The following is a 17,055-nucleotide window of genomic DNA, read 5'->3' as shown; positions in this document are numbered from 1 at the left end:
CACCCCTAACTAAACCAGCCGTGTAAAAACCAAGTTTGCTCTGGCGTGCGAAACACCCACAACCATTGCTGCTGGGCATTTTGGGCAATAAAGTAATCGCGCTGGATAGGCGCATCTTCCCACCAGCCCGTGACAATCCGCTCCGGCCCTTCACGTAAGGTGACCTTACCCACCAGTGGCGTAGGCTGCGGCAATAATAAACTTGGACGCGGGCGCGTCGGCGCCGACGTTAGCTGAGTAACGCGTTGATGGTGCGGTAGGTACTGACTCGCGGCCTCGGGACGGTGATGATCCACATACGCTAACCGCATAACCGCCTCCTCCCCTAATCGGGCCGCCAGAGTCGCGACCAACTCATCGCGGCTTTGATCACCTTGCTGCGGGCTAAACAGATCCACTTGGCCGGGTTGATGGCAATTGATGTGCGTGACAGCCACACTCACCGCCGTTACTGGCTGGCTTACTTGCCATGACGCCAGGCGTAAACGCACCAACGCCATCCAGCGATCGGGGTCTTTCTCACCATACGCGGCCATTACCGGCAGGGTTTCTTCGCATCCATCACGCAAGCTAAACCCCAACGTCAGCGCGGGGGTGCAAGCACTACGTTGCTCAAGAAAGTGGCACAGTGCTGATACCAAGTTATCGATGATCGGCAATAAATGGGCTTGCTCACTAAGCTCAAACAACAAGACCTGCTGCTGAAAAAATTGCAGCGGTGGCTGAAAATAATTCAGTGGCGTCGGCTTATCGCCACTCACTTCGGCAAGATAATCCACCACTGTGCGCGGAAAACGTCGCATCAGCGAAGCGGTGGGCAAGGCGACAAGCTCACCTAACTGAGAGAAGCCTAGACGCGTAAACTGGGTTTTCACCGTCTCCGGTAAAGGGGCAGCGGCCAACGGCAATTGCTGCAACGCTGCCTGCAAATGCTCGGGGTCGGTACTGACCTTGCCTGCGTGACCATACGCCATAAGCTCGGCGGCACGCGGCGTTTGGCCCACACCAGCCTGATAACGGATGCCATTTTCAACCAACGTTTGAGTCACTGCCTGCCATAGCGGGGGAAACCCTTGATATAGCGCCAACATCGGTGAAACGTGTAGCCATAAACCTTTAGGCGGATTAAGACTGATTTCCGCGACTAACGGATAAAGCTGTGTGGCGAGCTGCTCAAGCGCGGACTGCTCTTTCTTCGCGCAATAAGGGTAGACCGCAAGCTGATGACAGTTAACTGCCGCCGCCCCTAACCCCATACCGGTATTCAGACCGTGTGTGTTAGCCGCCACAGAGAGCTGCACTAAACGGCCTTCTTGCTCGTTGACCAGTCCCACTGCCTGCTCAGGTGACGGCACATAGAGGCTATCTAACAACAAGCTCGGGCAATGTAGGTACAGCCACAGAGTCATCACGCTTGCTCCCGCTGTTGCCGTGAGGGAAAGGCGAGCAAATTATCTGCGCTGCTCGGCCAAGTCACTAACGCGGGCCATTGCTCGCGCCAATCGAGGGTAAACGGGGCCGGTGGCCATTGGCCGCGACAATAGCGCACCGTGACTGTCACGCCACACGCGGAAGGGGCCAGCGCCACACTTAAATCAACAGGCAAGGTCAATGAATACGATTGCTGACGGCGCAACAACACCACCGCACATTGACCATGTTCGGCCGCCAGTTTTAAGCGTTTGACTTGCCCAATCGTGATCGAAGATGGCCATAACACTACCGCCTGACACGCACCACTGCGCGCCGCTTGCTCGGCTGCCCACAGCGCATGTTGATCGCTGTCGGGATACACTAGCAAGGTGTTTTCTGTCGGATAACCTTGCTGATGCAACATTGCCGCATTAATGCCGACCGGAGGACGGATCCAGGCGATCTCTTTACCGGTAGCGCGATACAGCGCAGGCAACACTAGCCGCAGCTCACCAACGCCAAAATCACTGATGATATCCGTCACCCCTGGCGTAGGGATCCCACCCAGACGCTGATCAAACGCGGCATAACCGGTCGCTTGCTTATCGGGTAACTCAGCCATTAGCGGACGCTGACTAGCACGCCATAGGCCGTGTTGTTGGGCTAATTGTTCGAGCGTTTTCATCATTAAAATACCTGTATATATATACAGTATATTTAACTTTCGTCGCGCTGCAAGAGAAAGAAAAAGAAAAAACCGGTGCACGCCCTATAACCGGTTGATAAAAAAACGCCCCCTAAAAAGGAGCCGACTTTCTTGGTGGGATGTTGTGTCTGATAAGGTATAAAGCGCTAAGGGGACTCCGTATATATATACAGTATATTTAACTTTCGTCGCGCTGCAAGAGAAAGAAAAAGAAAAAACCGGTGCACGCCCTATAACCGGTTGATAAAAAAACGCCCCCTAAAAAGGAGCCGACTTTCTTGGTGGGATGTTGTGTCTGATAAGGTATAACGCGCTAAGGGGACTACATCGCTGAAATAGGCGTCTTCACCGATTGAGACGAGGCGAGCATTACTTGGTTACGTCCTCGGTGCTTAGCGCGATACATCAACACATCTGCCGCATGAATCAAAGCATCAAGCTCTAACGCGTCCATATCATCGGTAACATCACTGGCAATGATTGCACCGATACTGACCGTTACCCGTATCTCAGCACCGTCAAACTCAAACACACTATCCGCCACATCGCAGCGAATATGGTTCGCTATTTCAATCAAGGCATCTAAATTTGGCGTTGGACAGAGTACACAGAACTCTTCGCCTCCCAGACGTGCTGCAGCGCCTTTTTTGACTAATCGCTTTAGGTAGCTGGCAAGGTGTACCAACACTTTATCGCCTTGCATATGCCCGTAGGTATCGTTGACTTGTTTGAAATGGTCAAGATCAATCAGGATCAATCCCATTTCTTGCTGACGGCTAAGTTTGGGCTTTTGACGTGAAAAGTAAGCGTCTAAACCACGACGGTTTAACAGCTGCGTTAAAGGATCCGTATTAGCAAACTCTCGCAGACGTGAATTGGCTTGGCGCAGCGCAACAGTCCGCTTATACACCATACGCTTTAGAATAAAAATATAGGTCACCGCGCCTAATAGCACCGCAAGAGCGACACTCGGGATAAGCCAAGTGGGATAGGCTTCGACGCGTTCAGTATTAATCCATTTTTGTTTAATACGCAGTAACTCTTGTGCGGGGATGTTATCAATGCCGGCACGTACCTCGTTCAGTAGTGCTTGATTACCTTTAGGTACTGCTGCATAAATTGGACGGGTATAAAGAACCTGCTCCGCGACAAATGCCAGCGGTTTTCCTTGAGTCAGAAAGTAAAAGCTGGCGACCTGACTATCTGCCACAAGGGCTTGGATTTCACCCTCTAGCGCGGCCGCAAATAAATCCTCGTTATTCACAAAGCTACGTTGCTCCACTTGCGGATAGTGCTTGGCTAAGAACGAGGATTCATAACTTTCTGCTACCACACCAACGACTTGATCTGCCGCTAAAGGCTTAGTAACCGCACTGCCGGGTTGGTTTTGCAAATACAAAGAGCCATTAATATTAAAAATTGGCGTCGTAAAATCTAAAAAGCGCTCACGTTCAGGCGAACGTAATAAACCAGCATGCACACGATTACCACCTTCTCGCATGTAAGAGAGGGTTTCAGGCCAATCTAACAGAACAAATTGAATGGATTCATGATTGTATTTGGCATAAGCCTGCCAGAAATCGATCAACAGCCCTTTGGGCTGACCTGAGTCGGATAAATAGCTATAAGGCTTCCACACTGACGAATGCGCAACGACTAGTATGTCTTTTTCTTCTGACAGATACGCGTCGTCAGCCCATGCAAACGTACTTGCATACGTGCAGGCTATAAGCAGCATCCCTGTCAAAAACCGTAAAATACGCGCAAACATTGTTAGGCAGCCCATGAAAAGAGTCTTGATGGTAGATAAATTCTTACAGAACGCAAAAGACTTAATAAAAAAGCATGATCCAGTTCAAATTGGAAGCCAGATCACACCATATAATGTCAAGTTAGACATTAACGGTATAGAAACCAAACAAAAAGGAATACGTCGTATGGTAAAGGAGCGCGCGTCAACAGAAAGCGTAATCAATACAAAAATATCTTACCCCCTCACTCACCTGTCATGCTGTTGTAATGATTTAAATCGGTAGTTGTGGTAAATTTACGCGCCCAAATGGAGAAAGGGGCTTGGATATTCAGATCGCGTGCTTTAAGTCTTCTAATCGATAGTGGCTTTATTGCCCGTGATCAACATAGATCATTACAGACCATCTATACTCACAGGTGATAAACAGTGATGTTACCCCAGCTATCCTAGTTGCGGTAACGCCATTGAAAAATGCAGAGGTTTCGCTTTCACAGCTACTTGAGCAAAAAGTGCGTGGTAAAATTACACTTTTTCAGTGTGTTGTGAGAAAGCACCAAGCTTATGTTTCAATTTTTGACCGGAGAAATGTGTCGATGAAAAAGACCAAAATCGTATGTACGATTGGCCCAAAAACCGAATCTGAAGAGATGCTGACTCAGCTTGTTGAAGCTGGTATGAACGTCATGCGCCTTAACTTCTCACACGGTGACTATCAAGAGCACGGTGCTCGTATTGCTAACCTACGTAACGTGATGAAGCAAACGGGTAAACAAGCCGCTATCTTGCTGGATACTAAAGGTCCGGAGATCCGTACGGTAAAACTAGAAAATGGCGACGACGTCATGCTAGAAGCCGGTCAAACCTTCACTTTCACCACAGACACCTCTGTCGTGGGCAATAAAGATCGCGTTGCGGTCACTTACGAAGGTTTACCTCAGGATCTAAAAGCGGGTAATACTGTCTTAGTCGATGATGGTCTGATTGAGATGGAAGTACTAGAAACGACTGAAAAAGAAGTGGTTTGTAAAGTACTGAACAATGGCGAGCTAGGTGAAAACAAAGGCGTTAACCTGCCAGGCGTTTCCGTTAGCCTTCCGGCATTGGCAGAAAAAGACAAGTCTGACCTTAAGTTCGGCTGTGAGCAAGGTGTTGATTTTGTTGCCGCTTCATTTATCCGTAAAAAAGAAGACGTGGAAGAAATCCGCGAGCTACTCGCCCAAAACGGTGGCAGCGACATCAAAATCATCTCTAAAATCGAAAACCAAGAAGGTGTCGACAACTTTGACGCTATCTTAGAGGCCTCAGACGGCATCATGGTTGCTCGTGGTGATCTGGGTGTAGAAATCCCGGTTGAAGAAGTGATCTTCGCGCAGAAGATGATGATCGAAAAATGTAACCGTGCTCGCAAGCTGGTTATTACCGCAACACAAATGCTGGATTCGATGATCAAAAACCCACGTCCAACCCGTGCTGAAGCCGGTGACGTGGCGAATGCTATCATGGATGGTACCGATGCCGTCATGCTGTCAGGGGAATCTGCAAAAGGTAAGTACCCATTAGAAGCGGTAAGCATCATGGCGCAAATCTGTGAGCGTACAGACCGTCAAATGTCACCTGCGTTGGGTTCTCGTCTCGATAGCAGCCGTCTGCGCATCACCGAAGCTGTCTGTAAAGGCGCTGTCGATACCTCTCAAAAACTGGGCGCACCTTTGATTGTCGTTGCGACCGAAGCGGGCAAATCAGCACGCTCAGTACGTAAGTACTTCCCAACGGCTAATATCATCGCGGTAACCACCAATCCGAAAACAGCCGCACACTTGTGTCTGACTAAAGGGGTGACGCCCGTGATGATCGAAAGCATCGACAGCACGGATGAGTTCTACCGTCGCGGTAAAAACATCTCTCTCGAATCAGGCTTGGCCAACAAAGGCGATATCGTCGTGATGGTGTCCGGTGCTTTAGTTCCTTCAGGCACAACCAATACTGCATCAGTGCACGTGCTGTAATTGATCGTACTTATATAGCAAAAGCTTTAGCAAAACTTACGCCTCGACACTATGTCGGGGCGTTTTTTTATCTGCGCTTACCAGTGGACAATTTCTTTGAAGTGCGTTTTGATCAATACCGCTAACGGCACCAAATAAATCGCGCTAAGTTTTAATGCCAATACTGCGAGCGTCAAGGTGGTCACACGCACTAAGCACTTATTGATCGTTTGTAGTAAAGGATGGTTCATCATTATTTTAGTCTAAAAAGATCGTTGTTCAAAAATTAGGCTGTAGTTTACAAAGCAATCAATAAATCGCAAGCGCCAATCACCGCTGTTATCATGACAGGTAAAGGCGCTGTGTCTAAGCCACTGATTTACCGATATCACAGAGAAAAAGATGACAAAACCATTAACCATTTTGGATATTGCCCGCTTAGCCGGGGTCGGGAAATCGACCGTATCCCGTGTGTTAAACAATGACGCACGTGTTAAAGACAGCACACGCGCTAAAGTGCAAGCGGTGATCGACCAACACGACTTTCTCCCTTCTAAATCCGCGCGGGCGATGCGAGCACAACGCAGTGGTGTTGTAGGTGTGATTGTAGCTAAGCTGAGCTCCAACTCGGAAAATACCGCGCTGACTGGCTTGCTCAATACCTTGTATGCCAGAGGCTATGACGCCGCGATTATGGAAACGCAATTTTCGCAACAAAAAGCACAAGCCCATTTGGACGTGCTAAAACGTCGTAATGTGGATGGCATTATCTTTTTTGGCTTTTCGGGGTGTGATCTCTCTGCTCTGGCGCCTTTTGCTCCCTATTGTGTGGTACTCGCGATCGATAGTAACGACTATGCCAGTGTGAGTTATGACAACCAAGGCGCTGTCACACAAGTCATGGCGCATTTCTATGCCCAAGGACTGCGCCACATTCACTTTCTCGGTATTGATGAACACGATGAAACCACGGGGCGTGCTCGGGCCCATGCCTACCATTCTTTCTGTGAACGCCACCAACTACCTGCCCGTCTGCATCGCTGCGAAATGAGCCTACATGCTGCCTATAAGGCAACCGACTCACTGATTGATAGCCAAACTCAGGCGGTTGTATGTGCGTCTGATACCCTGGCGCTTGGCGTCGCTAAGCGATTACAAACCCTTGGCCGAGAGGACATTGCTATTGGCGGCATCGGCAATCATGACATGCTACGCTTTATGTTCCCACGCGCAGTCAGTGTGGAGCTGGGTTATCATCAAGCGGGTCAACATGCAGCCGAGCTATTGCTCAAGCAGCTTGATGAGACGCCTACTAAGATCACGCATTGGACACAACCGTGTCATCTCGTGGTGCCCTAACCTTTTCTCTACACGATGAATCAAGCAGTTAAAAAATTCTGTGTGATGGTTTTCAAATAATGGGAACGATTCCACTGATAAATTAGATCGCACGATCCATAATCAGTGGGAACGTTACCAATGAATACCCTACAGCAATACAGGATTGCTTATGAGCCAGATAGATAAAAAAGCCGTTGACCAATTGGTTACTCATATTGGCGGCAAAGACAACATTGCAACCGTAAGCCACTGCCTCACCCGTTTACGTTTCGTGTTAAACGATCCGGAGAAAGCCGATGTCGCTGAGATTGAAGCGATCCCCATGGTGAAAGGCTGCTTTACCAGTGCCGGTCAATTTCAAGTGGTGATCGGCACCAGCGTCGACCAAGCTTTCGTGCTGTTGCAACAGGCCACCGGCGTCGAGGGCCAATCAAAAGACGAAGCCAAACAAGCGGCTCGCCAAAATATGACCCTAACTGAACGTGCGATTTCACACCTCGCGGAAATTTTTGTTCCCCTTCTTCCCGCGATCATCACCGGCGGTCTGATCCTCGGCTTCCGTAATGTGATCGGTGATATCCGCATGTTCGATGGCAAAACCCTGACCGAGATCAGCGAATTTTGGGCCACCGCTCACGGCTTCTTATGGCTGCTTGGCGAAGCCATCTTCCACTTCCTGCCTGTCGGTGTCTGTTGGGCGACGGTGAGAAAAATGGGCGGTACGCCAATCTTGGGTATCGTGCTCGGTATTACCCTAGTATCCCCCCAATTGATGAACGCGTATCTTATCGGTAAAGAAATGCCTGATGTGTGGGACTTTGGCTGGTTCTCAATTGAAAAAGTCGGCTATCAAGCACAGGTGATCCCGGCAATGTTTGCCGGTATGGCACTGGCGTTTATTGAAACCCAGTTAAAACGGATTATTCCAGATTACTTGTATTTGGTGGTGGTGCCGTTTGTTGCGCTGCTGACTTCCGTGATCTTAGCGCATACCCTGATTGGTCCATTTGGGCGTGAAATCGGCAACGGCGTCGCCTTCTTGGCTCGCACGGCGATGACCGGTGATTTCGCCTTTATCGGGGCAGCGCTGTTTGGCTTCCTCTATGCACCTTTGGTGATCACCGGCGTTCACCACACCACCAACGCGGTGGACTTGCAGCTAATGCAGGAAATGGGCGGCACCCCTATTTGGCCGCTGATTGCCCTGTCCAACATTGCACAAGCCTCGGCGGTGGTCGGGATCATTTGGATGAGCAAAAAAGAAAACGAGCGCGAAATATCGGTGCCTGCCGCGATTTCTGCCTACCTTGGCGTCACAGAGCCGGCCATGTACGGGATTAACTTACGTTACAAATTTCCGATGCTGTGCGCCATGGTTGGCTCGGCCCTAGCGGCGATTGTGTGTGGTCTTTCCGGCGTGATGGCCAACGGCATTGGTGTGGGTGGCCTGCCAGGTATTTTATCCATTCAGCCACAGTTCTGGGGGGTTTATGCGGTCGCGATGCTGATAGCCATTATCGTGCCCATTGCACTCACCGCCTTTATGTATCGCCGCCAAGCCAGCAAAGGCAAACTGGCCGTCATCTAATTCCCCTTCAGTCTGCGGGGAGGGAACGCTCCCTGCTTTATTCGCGTTGAGAGAGACATTATGTACGCACATCCCTGGTGGAAAACGGCCACCATTTATCAGATTTATCCAAAAAGCTTCCGTGATACCACACAAACAGGGACAGGTGATCTGCCAGGCATTATCGAAAAGCTGGACTACTTTTCGACCTTGGGCATCGACGCGTTATGGTTAACCCCCATTTATGTATCGCCACAAGTCGATAACGGCTACGACATTGCCGATTATTACGCGATTGACCCAAGCCTAGGCACCATGGACGACTTCGACATCCTGCTCGCCGAGGCGCATAAACGCGATATCCGTATCATCATGGATATTGTCATTAATCACACCTCAACTGAGCATCCTTGGTTTCAATCAGCGCTTGCCAGCAAAGACAATCCCTATCGCGATTACTATATCTGGAAAGACCCGGTTAACGGCGGCGCTCCGAACAACTGGCAGTCAAAATTTGGCGGCAGCGCCTGGCAATGGCATGAACCGACCGGTCAGTATTACCTTCATTTATTTGCCACCGAGCAAGCCGATCTTAACTGGGAAAACCCAGCGGTCCGGACCGCCGTCAAAGAGGTGATGGCCTTTTGGGCCGAAAAAGGCGTGGATGGCTTTCGACTCGATGTGATCAATTTGATCTCCAAAGATCAATCGTTCCCCGACGATCACCAAGGCGATGGTCGCCGTTTTTATACCGACGGTCCCCGCGTTCACGAATACTTGCAAGAGATCAGCCGCGACATTTTCCAGCGTTACGGCAGCGTCACCGTGGGCGAGATGTCTTCGACCACCTTAGAGCACTGTCAGCAGTATTCCGCGCCAGATGGCAAAGAGCTCTCCATGGTGTTTAACTTCCACCACTTAAAAGTCGATTATCCGGGCGGTGAGAAGTGGCGACTGGCGCCGTTTAACTTCTTGGCGCTAAAACAGCTGTTCCGCACTTGGCAGCACGGCCTGCATAATCAAGGTTGGGGCGCATTATTTTGGTGTAACCACGACCAACCACGTGTGGTCAGCCGCTTTGGTGATGACCGCCACCACCGGGTCGTATCCGCTAAAATGCTCGCCACTGCGATACATATGCAGCAAGGCACACCTTACGTGTATCAAGGGGAAGAAATTGGCATGACCAACCCTGACTATCAACATATCGACGACTATCAAGACGTCGAAAGCCGCAACATGCACCGTCTGCTTTGCGACCAAGGCATGCCTGAAGGGGAAGTGTTGGCCATTCTTGCTGCACGCTCACGCGACAATTCACGCACGCCCATGCAGTGGGACCGTTCAGCAAACGCCGGTTTTACTCAAGGCATACCCTGGCTAAAGCCTGCGCCTAACTATGTTGACGTCAATGTCGACACCGCACTGGCGGACAAAGACTCTGTGTTCTATCACTACAAGCAGCTGATTTCTCTGCGTAAAACCTTACCGGTGATCCGTGAAGGAGATTATCAGGACTTGCTGCCTGACCACCCACAATTGCTCGCGTATCGTCGCGACAACGGTGATAACCAACTGGTAGTAGTGTGTAACTTTTACGGCGAACCGGTCACAGCGGCCTTGCCTATTGCCCCTGCCCCTAACGCAGACTTGGTGAGCCATAATTACCCAGAAGCCAAGCCGTTGATGCCAGAAATGCAACTGGCACCCTATGAAGCCTTGGTGTACTTGATTAATCCCGCCTGACCGACAAAAAATGGCACGCCAAGGCGTGCCATTTTACTTACAACGACCAGTTGCTTTATTCACTGGCGCAGCGCTCGCTCGCCACGTGCAATGCCCACTACGCCACTGCGTGCAACTTCAATAATCTCGGTAATCTCACCGACCGCGCGAATAAAGGCATCCAGTTTGTCACTGTCACCGGTCAGCTGCACGGTATACAGCGAGTTCGTGACATCGACAATCTGACCACGGAAAATATCCGCCGTGCGTTTTACCTCCGCGCGGGCAAAGCCGCTGGCTTTTACTTTCACCAACGCCAGTTCACGCTCAATGTGCTCGCTTTCGGTGACATTGCTCACTTTCAGCACATCAATCAGCTTATGCAGGTGCTTTTCGATTTGCTCGCGGTCCGCGTCGCTGACCACCGAGGTGGTGATATTCAAGCGCGACAAGGTCGCATCATCGGTGGGTGAGACCGTGAGTGATTCAATGTTGTAGCCACGCTGAGAGAATAAGCCCACAACCCGCGACAAGGCACCTGGTTCGTTTTCCATTAAAACCGATACAATACTGCGCATTAGGTTCTCTCCGTTTTGCTCAACCACATTTCATTCATCGCCCCGCCGCGTACCTGCATCGGATACACGTGCTCAGTTTCATCGACATTAATATCGACAAAAACTAAGCGATCTTTCATTGCCAGCGCCTTTTCTAGGCCGGCTTCCAGCTCGGACGGATGACTAATACGCATTCCCACGTGACCATAAGCCTCAGTGATCGCGGCAAAATCTGGTACCGAGTCCATATAAGAGTGCGAGTGACGGCCTTGATAAATCATGTCCTGCCACTGTTTGACCATTCCGAGGAAGCGGTTATTGAGGTTCACAATCACCACCGGAATGTCATATTGCAACGCGGTGGAGAGCTCTTGAATATTCATCTGAATACTGCCATCACCCGTCACACACACCACCTGCGCGTCCGGTAGCGCGAACTTGACCCCCATGGCGGCGGGAAGCCCAAAGCCCATGGTGCCTAAGCCGCCGGAGTTAATCCAACGGCGTGGCTTATCAAACGGATAATAAAGTGCGGCAAACATTTGATGCTGGCCGACATCCGAGGTCACATAGGCATCACCATGAGTGAGGCGGTACAAGGTTTCAATCACCTGCTGCGGTTTAATCCGCTCAGGATCAGCAACATATTTCAAACACTGGCGCTCACGCCAAGTTTGAATATTGTGCCACCAGGTGCTGAGCGCATCGCTGTCGTTGCTGCCTCCCTGCTCCACCAGCAATTTGAGCATGCTACTGAGCACAGCATCGGCAGAGCCGACAATAGGAATATCGGCCGAGACAGTTTTGGAAATGGTCGAGGGATCCACATCAATGTGCATGATGGTGGCATCGGGACAGTATTTTTCGAGATTATTAGTGGTGCGATCGTCAAACCGGACACCAATACCAAAAATCAGGTCGGCTTGGTGCATCGCCATGTTGGCTTCGTAGGTACCATGCATGCCCAGCATGCCCAGCGAATACTCATGGGTGCCGGGAAAGGCACCCAGCCCCATCAGGGTGCTAACCACCGGGATGTTCAAGCTTTCTGATAGCTGGCGGATTTGTTCGCCGCAATCAGCCATGATAGAGCCACCGCCGACATACAGCACCGGCTTTTTCGCCGCCAGTAGTGCTTTTAGTCCGCGCTTAATCTGCCCTTTATGGCCGGTTGTTGTCGGGTTGTAGGAGCGCATGCGCACACTATCAGGATACTGATACGGATGCTTTTGCGCCGGATTGACCATGTCTTTGGGGATGTCCACCACCACAGGGCCGGGACGTCCAGTCGAGGCAAGATAAAAGGCTTTTTTGACAATATTGGGAATATCTTCAGCACGCTGGACTAAAAAGCTGTGTTTCACCACAGGACGAGAAATCCCCACCATGTCGCACTCTTGAAAGGCATCATTGCCAATCAAGCTACTCATCACCTGCCCAGAAAAAACCACCATGGGAATTGAGTCCATGTAGGCGGTGGCGATACCGGTAATCGCATTGGTTGCGCCTGGGCCTGAAGTCACCAGCACCACGCCTACTTCACCGGTTGCGCGCGCGTAACCATCTGCCATATGCACGGCCGCTTGTTCGTGACGCACTAACACATGATCGATACCACTTTTTTCATGCAATGCATCGTAAATATCCAGCACCGACCCGCCTGGATAGCCAAAAATATGTTTTACGCCTTGATCGATCATGGAGCGCACGATCATCTCGGCACCAGATAACATTTCCACTCTACGCCTCCCTGTTTGCATAGTTAGGACTTACTTTTAGCCTAATCCAGCTCCTTACACTTGGATGTACTGGTGGTGTGATCACACGGACATCAAAACCAAATACTGGCGGTAAGGTAGCGTTAGATTGTCACTTGGCCTGCTTCGGATGAAGCTGTAATCAATGTAACGTTTTATTTGCAAAACTGTCCATTGGCTAACCAGTATTTACATTTAATCACTAGATGTTGAGTGTATGTTGCTGGATTACGCTGATGAGAAGGGAGTAAATCGACAACATTCACTAAAAAAGCATCGGCTTGCGAGATTTGCTATTCCGACAAAAGGCGATAAAGAGGAGAAAAGGGATAAAAACAGCGTATGAGGAGGCTCACCAATGAGCCCCCTAGCTAGAAACCGTCAACGCTGGTACATGGCGTCGATATGATGCTGGTAACGCGACAGGATCACTTTACGACGCAACTTCATGGTTGGCGTAAGCTCACCACTGTGCATACAAAAGCCCTGTGGCAACAAGGTAAAGCGTTTGACTTGCTCAAATTTGGCCAATTCATGTTGCAAGCTCTGTAAACGCTTTTCAAACAAGGCCACCACATCAGAATGTTTTAACAGCTCTTTGCGATTTTGATATTCGATGTTAGCCGTTCGCGCCCACTCTTCTAAGGCATCAAAGCAAGGCACAATCAAGGCAGAGACAAAATGACGCGCCTCGGCCACCACCGCTATCTGATCGATAAAATGATCACGCACCAAAGCGCCTTCTACCCGCTGTGGTGCTATATACTTACCGCCTGACGTTTTCATCAGCTCTTTGATTCGGTCAGTGATAAATACATTGCCGTGAGCATCGAGATACCCCGCATCGCCGGTTTTCAAAAAACCATCCGCGGTAAAGGTGGCCGCCGTCGCATCGGGCTGATTGAAGTAGCCACGCATCACCATCGGCCCACGCACTTGAATTTCATTATCCTCACCGATGCGCAATTGGGCGCCGGGCATCGGAGAACCAATCGACTGGGGGTCAAAGCAGGTATCATCCCAACAAGACACGGTGGCCGTGGTTTCGGTCATGCCATAACCGAGCTTCACGTTAATACCGATTGCATGGAAAAACGCGCCAATGTCAGGGTCAAGACGCGCCCCACCGCATGGCATCAAGCGCATCTTGCCACCCAGCAGCGCACGCAACTTACTGAGTACCAGCTTGTCGGCCAACGCCAATTGCCATTGCTGGCGCCGCGACAGTGAATGGCCAGCACGTAACTGAGCAGCATGACGCTCGCCTTGGCGCAGGGCCCAACGGAATAAATGCGGTTTAACGCCGGTGGCTCGACTGAGTTTGTCGTGAATAGCTCCATGGATTTTTTCGTAAAAACGCGGTACGGCCGACATCAATGTTGGCTGTACCGACGCCAATGCCGATCGCACTTTTTGCGGGTCTGAGAGATAGGCATTGACCGCCCCACGATGCAAAACGTAATAGCTCCAGGCACGCTCAAAGACATGTGATAAGGGCAGAAACGCCAAAGAGACGTCATGCGGTTCAATGGCGAGCACCTGATCATGTACATCAAGCTGCGCCGCAACGTTGGCATAATCGAGCATGACCCCTTTGGGCTCCCCAGTAGTGCCTGAGGTATAAATCAAGGTGATCAGATCTTCCATGCAGCGTGCGTCAATGCGCGTCTCTAATTCAGCTTGATAGCCACGATCGTCTTGCAATAACCAACTCGCCCAATCCCACACTTTAGGATGTGCTGGCACCGGCGTCTCTTGGCTTAACGCCACCACACCTTTGATGTTTGGGCATTGCTCCAACGCCGCTACCGCCATTTCCAATTGATCGTCACCCGCGAAAATCCATTGCACATCGGCATCGTTAATAATGTATGCCGCTTGCTGAGCCGTGCTGGTCGCGTAAATCGGCACCGGCACAGCGCGAATTTGCAGTGCGGCATAATCTAACATTGCCCACTTTTCACTGTTTGGCGCGAAGATAGCGACGGTTTGCTGAACCTGACAGCCGGCTTTGAGTAAACAGCGAGACAGTTGATCAACACGCTCGCCGAGTTGACGCCAGCTAATACTTGTCCACTGGTTGTGTTGCTGGAAGCGAATCGCTTCTCGCTGATGCTGAGTGCGAATTTGCTCACGAAGGCGGGTAACAATATGGTATTGGGTGTTCACTATGCTTCTCTTGGGCTCACCTTTAGGCGAACAATTGTACGCTCAAATAATAAAGCGAGTCTACTGAGCGCTCGGGTAAAAACAAGTAAAATCGAGCGAATACTCTAGTGAAAATGTAAAAACGTGATTCAGCGGCATTGAGGCGTTAATCAGTCACCTTGTGCATAACGGATCCTATTAACGGTTTAACCGCTGTAACCTCAATCGGTTCGGCTCAACGCGTGTTGATAAGCGGTTGAAGTCTAAGATCGACTCTTCGACTGTTTCCGGATAATCAACCTGAGCCCACAAATGGTGAAATAGGCTGCGCGTCTGGCCCAACTCACCTTTGACTAGCCATTCCGCCAGAGCTTTAGCAACATCTGGATATGCAATCGCGCCCACTGCAGGTGTCTGTAGCCATTCTCGGACAGCACGCACATCCAAGCTATTCATAGTGTGCGCCAAGCCAAGCTGGGCGAGTGTCGCGACATTACTTAACTGCTCAAACTGACCAGACAGTGGTTTTAATAACAGTTTTTTCCCCAACGTCAGCGCTTCAGACGGAAGTTCAAAGCCCCCATTCGCTATTACCCCCTGGCACTGATGCAGCGCCGAGTGAAAGCTTTCTTTGCCCAGCGGCATAAGCGTAAGATTTTCTCGCTGCTCGGGCGCGCTTACCTCGGGGTGAAAGCAGACAAAAGGCTGGCTAAAGCGCAACAACAACTCACTCACCGCAGATAAAGATTCAAAGGGGAGATACACCAGTACCGCCTTTTCCGCAACGGGCGACACCGTTGTTGCATTCGGCAGGCTGGTATCAATAATCGGAGGTAAAATCGCTTGGTTAAAGTGATACCAATGCAGGCCAATGGCATAGTCTGTTGGCGCAAAGTGGCGCATAATCAGACAATTAATCCAAGTTTCACCGTGTTTGGGCACCGCATATGAAAACGCGGCTTGATGACTGATGGCTACCGAGGGTATTCCTTGTTGGCGCGCCGCCCACGCACTGATGGGTTCAAAATCAGAAATGACCTTATCGTAGTCTGATACATCAAGCTGGCGTATATCCCGTCGCAGCTGTGCCAAGTAATTGTGTCTCACCGTGGCTAACATATCAATTTTGCCATCGCGGCTCACAAAGCTCATCCCGGTGAAGGTCCGATAGTCACCGAATGGCGTCATATCAAAATAGTGCTCTGCCGGCCGACCAGAAAAAATAAAATCAACCTCGACATCGTACTCTGCCAAAGCACGCGCCATCGCTCGGGCTCGCGATATATGGCCGTTACCGGTTCCTTGAACACCGTATAAAAGCTTCATGAAAGACCTGCCATTCCGTAAAGATCCGCGGTGATGCTGTGCGCCCAGTTGGCACACATTACCCCTAACCCTGCGCCCACAATAATGTCGGTCACAAAATGCACCCCCAGTAACACCCGAGAAATGCCAATCAAGCTCGCCCAAATAAAGACAAGCAGCATGAGTGATGGGAAAAAGGTGCTTAGCAAAGAAGCCATTAAAAAGGCACCTGCAGTGTGGCCTGATGGCATACTGTATAGGTCAGACGGCGTGATAAAGGCGGGTGGCTGCGAAGGACGTGTGCGCCGGAAACTACGTTTTAATACCCAGTAAATTGGCAGCTCAATGGCAAATGCAGTGAACCCCGTGAGTAAAAACCAGAGCCCCACGGCTTCTTGCAGCCACCAAGCAGCTAATCCCACCATGATATAAAGAGGTCCATCGCCCGAGCGGGAAACGGCACGGGCCACTTTGGCGGTGTCAGCGCTAAAGCGATGCGATAGGCAAAGTGTCGATACCGAGTGGTCAAAGCGTTGAATCGCAGCAAAGCGTCTCATGGTACCTCCCAATACAGCGAGCTGATGATTAAACATTAGCCAGCGGGTGTGACAGGTCGGTGACGTTATTGGGACATCTCAATGAATTTACTCTGCCCCGTCGCCGCTAAAGATCAGCTGTATTGGCGTAATTAAAATAATGCAGGGTGGACAAAGCCGCCCCAGATCACAGCACAAAAGTCTAACTTTTAGCGCAAAAAGTAGTTTAATCAACCGGTTTTTCGCCTTTGTATTGCGCAGA

The 17,055-nt window shown here is 50.4% G+C and carries 13 protein-coding genes; 4 read left to right on the top strand and 9 right to left on the bottom strand.

Annotation, left to right across the window (positions count from 1 at the left end):
• Window positions 1–5: 5 nt before the first annotated feature.
• The 3 genes from BZG77_RS02295 to BZG77_RS02285 form a co-directional block, all read right to left on the bottom strand.
• Window positions 6–1,409, bottom strand: coding sequence for a Y-family DNA polymerase (locus BZG77_RS02295; protein WP_077646043.1), 1,404 nt, complete (start codon window positions 1,407–1,409; stop codon window positions 6–8).
• A complete protein-coding gene (gene imuA, locus BZG77_RS02290) occupies window positions 1,409–2,101 on the bottom strand; it encodes a translesion DNA synthesis-associated protein ImuA (protein ID WP_077646042.1) in 693 nt (230 codons plus the stop codon). The genes BZG77_RS02295 and imuA overlap by 1 nt, the downstream gene beginning before the upstream one ends.
• Before the next feature lie 340 nt (window positions 2,102–2,441).
• Window positions 2,442–3,890 carry a transporter substrate-binding domain-containing diguanylate cyclase gene (locus BZG77_RS02285; RefSeq protein WP_198532372.1) on the bottom strand — a complete coding sequence of 483 codons (1,449 nt, stop codon included), beginning with the start codon at window positions 3,888–3,890 and terminating at the stop codon, window positions 2,442–2,444.
• Window positions 3,891–4,465: 575 nt separating this feature from the next.
• Between BZG77_RS02285 and pykF the strand changes: the two genes are divergently transcribed.
• Window positions 4,466–5,878, top strand: coding sequence for a pyruvate kinase PykF (gene pykF, locus BZG77_RS02275; RefSeq protein WP_077646039.1), 1,413 nt, complete (start codon window positions 4,466–4,468; stop codon window positions 5,876–5,878).
• Between the two features lie 77 nt (window positions 5,879–5,955).
• Here pykF and BZG77_RS14815 read toward each other — a convergent pair whose 3' ends face one another.
• Complete coding sequence (locus BZG77_RS14815) at window positions 5,956–6,111, bottom strand: hypothetical protein (RefSeq protein WP_158011405.1); 156 nt, start codon at window positions 6,109–6,111, stop codon at window positions 5,956–5,958.
• Window positions 6,112–6,259: 148 nt separating this feature from the next.
• Between BZG77_RS14815 and treR the strand changes: the two genes are divergently transcribed.
• The 3 genes from treR (at window position 6,260) to treC (ending at window position 10,511) form a co-directional block, all read left to right on the top strand.
• Window positions 6,260–7,216 (top strand): trehalose operon repressor TreR, encoded by a 957-nt coding sequence (gene treR / locus BZG77_RS02270; protein WP_077646038.1) that lies wholly within the window; start codon window positions 6,260–6,262, stop codon window positions 7,214–7,216.
• Window positions 7,217–7,367: 151 nt separating this feature from the next.
• On the top strand, window positions 7,368–8,786 hold the full coding sequence (gene treB / locus BZG77_RS02265) for a PTS trehalose transporter subunit IIBC (protein ID WP_077646037.1): 1,419 nt from the start codon (window positions 7,368–7,370) through the stop codon (window positions 8,784–8,786).
• Window positions 8,787–8,846: 60 nt separating this feature from the next.
• On the top strand, window positions 8,847–10,511 hold the full coding sequence (gene treC / locus BZG77_RS02260) for an alpha,alpha-phosphotrehalase (protein ID WP_077646036.1): 1,665 nt from the start codon (window positions 8,847–8,849) through the stop codon (window positions 10,509–10,511).
• A gap of 59 nt (window positions 10,512–10,570) precedes the next feature.
• On the opposite strand, the gene ilvN is transcribed toward treC, so the two are convergent.
• The 5 genes from ilvN to BZG77_RS02235 form a co-directional block, all read right to left on the bottom strand.
• On the bottom strand, window positions 10,571–11,068 hold the full coding sequence (ilvN, locus tag BZG77_RS02255; protein ID WP_077608385.1) for an acetolactate synthase small subunit: 498 nt from the start codon (window positions 11,066–11,068) through the stop codon (window positions 10,571–10,573).
• Window positions 11,068–12,786, bottom strand: a complete 1,719-nt coding sequence (locus BZG77_RS02250; RefSeq protein WP_077646035.1) for an acetolactate synthase 3 large subunit — start codon at window positions 12,784–12,786, stop codon at window positions 11,068–11,070. Before BZG77_RS02250 ends, ilvN begins: the two co-directional genes overlap by 1 nt.
• Window positions 12,787–13,185: 399 nt before the next feature.
• Window positions 13,186–14,973, bottom strand: a complete 1,788-nt coding sequence (locus tag BZG77_RS02245; RefSeq protein ID WP_108743926.1) for an AMP-dependent synthetase/ligase — start codon at window positions 14,971–14,973, stop codon at window positions 13,186–13,188.
• A 177-nt stretch (window positions 14,974–15,150) separates the two neighbouring features.
• Complete coding sequence (locus tag BZG77_RS02240) at window positions 15,151–16,278, bottom strand: MJ1255/VC2487 family glycosyltransferase (protein ID WP_077646033.1); 1,128 nt, start codon at window positions 16,276–16,278, stop codon at window positions 15,151–15,153.
• Window positions 16,275–16,814, bottom strand: coding sequence for a phosphatase PAP2 family protein (locus BZG77_RS02235; RefSeq protein WP_077646032.1), 540 nt, complete (start codon window positions 16,812–16,814; stop codon window positions 16,275–16,277). The genes BZG77_RS02240 and BZG77_RS02235 overlap by 4 nt, the downstream gene beginning before the upstream one ends.
• Window positions 16,815–17,055: the final 241 nt, after the last annotated feature.

The sequence above is a fragment of the Salinivibrio sp. IB643 genome, from assembly GCF_001996105.1.
Classification (GTDB): Bacteria; Pseudomonadota; Gammaproteobacteria; order Enterobacterales; family Vibrionaceae; genus Salinivibrio; species Salinivibrio costicola.
The sequence above is the reverse complement of the archived record's forward strand: the minus strand, read 5'-3'. Positions and strand labels throughout refer to the sequence as shown.